The sequence below is a fragment of the Bradyrhizobium sp. th-b2 genome, assembly GCF_000426785.1.
Lineage (GTDB): Bacteria > Pseudomonadota > Alphaproteobacteria > Rhizobiales > Xanthobacteraceae > Bradyrhizobium > Bradyrhizobium septentrionale.
On the sequence record NZ_AUGA01000173.1, the window covers coordinates 1 to 5038 of the forward strand.

Consider the following 5038-nt stretch of genomic DNA (forward strand, 5'->3'; position numbering starts at 1 on the left):
CCGGCAGCCTCGAGGCGTCGAACAGCCTGCTGGGCGTCATTGTATTTGTCGTAAAGACGAGAAATCGTAATGGTCATTTTGTATCCTTCTTGGCCGAACTACTTGGCCGAATTGACGTTGCCTTGAAAGTCGATGCTTACCGCAGTGGCCGATCCGCCTTTGCTGGCCTGGCCGCGCCAAACGCCGTTGTCGTCCTTCTTCAGTTCGGTGACGTTGGCGTAGCCAGCATCCTCGATCTTCGATTTGGCTTGTCCTTCGGTGAAACTGTTGTGACCCGCGACAGGAGCGTCGGAGTTGTTCTGACCGGCACTGTTGACCGCGTTGTTGTTCGGTCCGGACTGCGCCGGCGGATTTTGCGCTGAGGCCGGCAATGCCGTGGCAGCCGCCAATAAAGAAATGCAAACGAAAAGGAACGGGCGTTTCATGCTTGTCTCCAAAGTGTGAGGAATGAGCCAAGCCCGCGTCGGCGCTTTAGTTCCTCCATCGCCGAGCTGCTTGCCTGCGATCAAGCTCCGAAAAATATCAACCACGTGCCCGCCGTGATGAGGCCTGTAAGCGCCAGGCTTACGGCCAGCAGCATCAACATGCTGGGACCGAGTTCGCCCTAACGCGCGAGTGAAGTCTCAACGATACGTCCGCTCTTGTCTCGATCCATGACATTTAGTCCCCGCGTTCAAAGGGATGGGCTCGACCGTTAGCTTGCGCAAACAGCAAGCGTAGGAAGAGCCGCGGCGAGCCTTCCGTTGTGCTCAGAGAAGGCTCGATATCGCTGCCGAGCAGTGCCAGCCCGCGGCATGGGAGCTTTGGCTAAGTCCGGTCGAGCATCAGTGAGGCCGACGTTGGCGCGCGAAAGCCGCACCCGGATTGATGCCACATCCGGCATCGCGGCCGGACGCCGATGCCATGCATTGTGCCCGCGTCTGATAGTTGCAGTCGCCCGGATAACCGGTCTGCTTTCCCTGAAGACACCAGCGATATTCCTGGGCATCCGCAGGTCCCGCGCCATCTAGCACACCCGCGCCGGCCGCAAGTAACATCAAAACTACAAGCTTGCGCACGGCCGTCTCCCGTTGCTCAGACCAAATCGTCTACGGAATCCCGATCGGGCCTTGCGAGGTTCGTTCCTAATCCCGCCGTGCCGCATCTCTTCGCAGTGCTAGGAACATATCGTTGCGCCTCCTGTTGCGTCTGCACGACATGGCCGCCGTGGCGCCGCCGGAACTGTCCTCGATGAGTTCAAGGCCGCAACGTTGTTGGCTGCGAGATCGTTGAGGGCCAAATCGAACCCAGCTTTGTGGGTGCCCCATCCGGCCGGCCTCGAAACGCCTCCGGGATGCACATGAAACTCCGCGACAAGCCGGCATCATCAAGGTCGTGATCAGACCAGGACGTTAATCCGGCGACGCCCTCCCCGTCTCGAACAGCTGGCTCCGTCCAGCGGAAGTATCACATGCGCATACTGAAAAAACGTTCGCCATCGCTGGCAACAAGCACCTTTCGTGCTCTGAAGGAATATCCGATCGCGTCCACCGTTGTCGCCACGATCGGCTTGATGGCTGCTGCTGCGGTCGTCAATCAGCGACTTGCCGACAAGGCGCAACGCGATCATCCGCCACAAGGACGCTTCATCGAAATCGACGGTGTCCGCCTGCACTATGTCGAACGCGGCTCCGGCCGGCCACTGGTCCTGCTTCATGGCAATGGCAGCATGATCCAGGATTTTGAGACAAGTGGTCTCATCGATCTCGCCGCCAAGCACTATCGGGTTATCGTGTTCGATCGCCCGGGCTTCGGCTACAGCCTGAGGCCCAGAAATGTCGTACGGACCCCCGCGGCCCAGGCTGATCTGTTCAGGGACGCGCTTGCGCACCTGGGCGTCGATAAGGCGATCGTGCTCGGACATTCCTGGGGGGCTTCCGTTGCAGTTGCCTTGGCAAGCAAGCACCCTTCGATGGTGGAAGCCCTCATACTGGCGTCGGGATACTATTTCCCGACGGCGCGGACCGACGCGATCATGGCGATAACCGGGCCGGCGATACCCGGATTCGGCGATGTTCTGAGTCACACAATCTCGCCGATCCTCAGCCGCCTGATGTGGCCGGCCATGCTGCGGCAGGTTTTCGGACCTAAATCCGTCCCGGGTAAGTTCGACGGCTTTCCAAAATCATTGGCCGTGCGTCCATCGCAACTTCGCGCCAGTGCCGCCGAGGCTGCGCTAATGGTCCCTGCGGCGATCCTGTCCGCGAAGACCTACGGTGAATTGGCCATGCCAGTCGTCATCCTGGCAGGTGAGGACGATCGCATCATCGACATCGACGAGCAGTCCGGCAGGCTGCATGACGAGATCAAGCACAGCAAGATGCACCGCCTCCCGAGAGCCGGCCATATGATCCAGCAGTCGGATACGGCCGACCTGATGGCGGCGGTCGACGAAGCCGCGGCGGAAACGCTGCACTGAAAACGTTCTAAGAACTGGTCACGGCGCGAGTGGTGTAAGGCCTTTACCGGGACTTCGCGGACCGGGAGTCTCTAGCCATTCTCTATAGGAGAGACTGTTTCCGTCTGTTGTACATGCTTTAGGCCATAATCTCCTTCCGCGCCCCCCCGCTGGAGGTGAACACGGTCAGGGGTCACGACTTCCAATCGCTTGGCCGGGGTGCCGCTAAAAACGGCCAGTCTTCTCCCCGCGGGGATCGCCCCACCCAGAAATCGCACGGGCGAGCCGGGCCGGCGAGGAAAAGGCCTTCCGGCGCGTGAAGCGCGTCTTGTACTCATCGACTGTCAGCTTGCCCGCGCTTGGTCCGCTGCAGAGCGAACTTCTCTTCGCTTGTCGTATGGCAGTGGGCCCTACTACTCATCGGGCCTTCGTGGTGTTCTTCTTGATGCTCGACGCGACGTTCGTGGTGTCGAACGCCCACAAGATTCCGCAGGGCGGCTGGTTTCCACTGCTAGTCGGAGGCGCTGCACTAACGCTCATGCTAAGCTGGCGGCGCGGCCGCGAGATTGCGCTCGCGCGGCGCGAGGCCGACGCGATTCCCCTCCAAAACTTTATCGAAGAATTGTCGGGCCCGCACCCGCCGATGCGGGTTCCGGGCACAGCGATCTATTTCACCACGCGTCAGGATGTCGTACCTGCCGCACTTACGCTGAATCTGAAACACAATGGCGTCGTGCATCAAAATTTGATGTTCTTGAAGATTACGACCGCGCGAGTTCCCAAAGTAACCGATTCAGGTCGGATTTCCGCTAAAGAGCTCGCACCTGGGCTGGAGCAAGTCGAGATGAGATTCGGCTTCGCTCAAAAGCCAGATGTCCCGGCAGCCCTCGCCGCACATTCTCGAGAACTCGGGCCGAACGTGGGCCAGGCATCGTTCTTCCTGGGCAGGGAGGTCCCAGTACCGTCGCTTCACCCCGATGTGCCGCTTTGGCAGGAAACGCTCTACGCTTTCATGACGCGTAATGCAGTGCGCGCTCCCGACTACTTTCTGATTCCATGTCGGGCCCGTTGGCGCTGGCGTGACAACGGGGGAATCCCACATCGATCGCGACCGTGACCGCACCACGGTCATCAAGGAGCGTGAGCCAGCCGATCGCACGACCGTCATCAAGAAGGAACACGACGAACCGCGCGAAAAGACGATCATCAAAGAGCGTGATTGATTTGCACGGGCCCCCGCATCAGCGGGGGCCTTTTCAATTGCATGCAGCCGTGTCGCTCCGAACCTGATTTGACCTAATGGTCGGGCTGATACCTGGTAGGAGCAGCGATCCCTATCGGCTTCTCTCCGCGGGCTACGGTGCAATTATTGGTGCATGCCCTGGCGCCGAAAGCCCGCTCATTTCCTCCGATATTGGACCGGCCCCGTCGATCGAAGCGCCGGCTTCAAGACCGTGCTCGTCTTCTGCGACAGACGCCAGCACCACAACGGGCTGAAGCTCGCCGATCTTCGCGATTGGGATTGGTACGATAATCTCGGTGCACCTGAAGTTCACCGCCTGCGGCAAGCCGGATGGGTCGATGGGGGGAAGTCATCAGTTTTGAGGAAGACATTTGCTGCATTTGTCGCGGTCGCAACGATTGCCGGTTCGCTCGCCGTAACGCCCGCAAGCGCACAGCGTGGCGTCACCCCAGGCGTCGCGGCTCCGGGGCGCTATTGGGCCGCCCCTTACGGAGCAGGTCCCGGGCCATATACGATTTTGGCAGTTGCGAATGGGTGACGCAGCGTTTCTGGAACGGCAATGGCTGGCGGGTCCGCCGGGTGCGGCTCTACGGCTAATCCGCGATGACGGCGAGCTTTGCACAGCTCATAGCAACCATCGACATCGAGCGGAGGCCGTCGAAATGACCGGGACCGCAAAGCGCAAGGCCGAAGAACACTGCAGCGATGAGCGATTCATCCCGGCGAACTCGACGAGTCCGTTTGTGGCCCTTTCTGGAAGTGCCACGCTGGCTATCAAAAGTCCGGTGTCGGAGGTGAAGCGGACGTTACGGTTGCGCGTTCCGACTTCCGAGTTTGGACCCTAAGCGGACATCGTGACATTTCTCGTTTGATCTACCTCAACAAGCGATATTCCCTTATCGCCTATATCACTGCGCGGGGGTAACTTCCATCGACGTGACGGAAGCGCCAGGCCGTGTTGAAGCTCAGCCCCAAGCGCGATGAAATCGGTCTTATGGCGTGGCGGAGAGAACAGCCCGCAAGCAAGGATTTTGGCCGGAGCGGAAATGCTGAAGGGACTTTACAAGGTCGAGATGCATACGGTGCACGGTTCCCGCCGTGGCGTCCTCTATTTCTATGACGGCAAGATGATGGGCGGCAGTTCGGCCTTCGCATTCGTCGGGACCTTCAAGGAGTCTACTGGCGGCGAGGTATTGGCTGAAATGTTGACGTTGCGCCACAATAACGATCCGAATTTCCAGCCCTTGTTGAAGACTGACGTCGTCACGCTGACGCTCAAGGGTCGGCAGCAGGGCGAGCAATATTATTTTGAAGGTGGCGCGCCGCAATTGCCTGGCGTTGCCTTCTACGCGTTGATG

5 protein-coding genes are annotated in these 5038 nt (G+C 59.6%); 3 read left to right on the forward strand and 2 right to left on the reverse strand.

Annotated elements, in window-relative coordinates; translation table 11 throughout:
* Window positions 1-98 precede the first annotated feature (98 nt).
* Entirely contained in the window at window positions 99-425 is a 327-nt protein-coding gene (locus K359_RS0146945) for a hypothetical protein (RefSeq protein ID WP_029084602.1), read from the reverse strand.
* 399 nt (window positions 426-824) lie between these two features.
* Window positions 825-1037 carry a DUF3551 domain-containing protein gene (locus K359_RS60630; RefSeq protein WP_084518854.1) on the reverse strand — a complete coding sequence of 71 codons (213 nt, stop codon included), beginning with the start codon at window positions 1035-1037 and terminating at the stop codon, window positions 825-827.
* Window positions 1038-1450: 413 nt separating this feature from the next.
* Here K359_RS60630 and K359_RS0146950 point away from each other — a divergent pair, with 413 nt between their 5' ends.
* The 3 genes from K359_RS0146950 to K359_RS0146975 form a co-directional block, all read left to right on the forward strand.
* On the forward strand, window positions 1451-2458 hold the full coding sequence (locus K359_RS0146950) for an alpha/beta fold hydrolase (protein ID WP_029085139.1): 1008 nt from the start codon (window positions 1451-1453) through the stop codon (window positions 2456-2458).
* A 307-nt stretch (window positions 2459-2765) separates the two neighbouring features.
* The gene (locus K359_RS0146955; RefSeq protein WP_156929112.1) at window positions 2766-3554 is read left to right on the forward strand and encodes a KUP/HAK/KT family potassium transporter; all 789 of its coding nucleotides are present in this window, start codon (window positions 2766-2768) and stop codon (window positions 3552-3554) included.
* A gap of 1106 nt (window positions 3555-4660) precedes the next feature.
* A partial coding sequence (locus K359_RS0146975; RefSeq protein WP_198031292.1) for a hypothetical protein occupies window positions 4661-5038 on the forward strand: 378 nt, incomplete at its 3' end.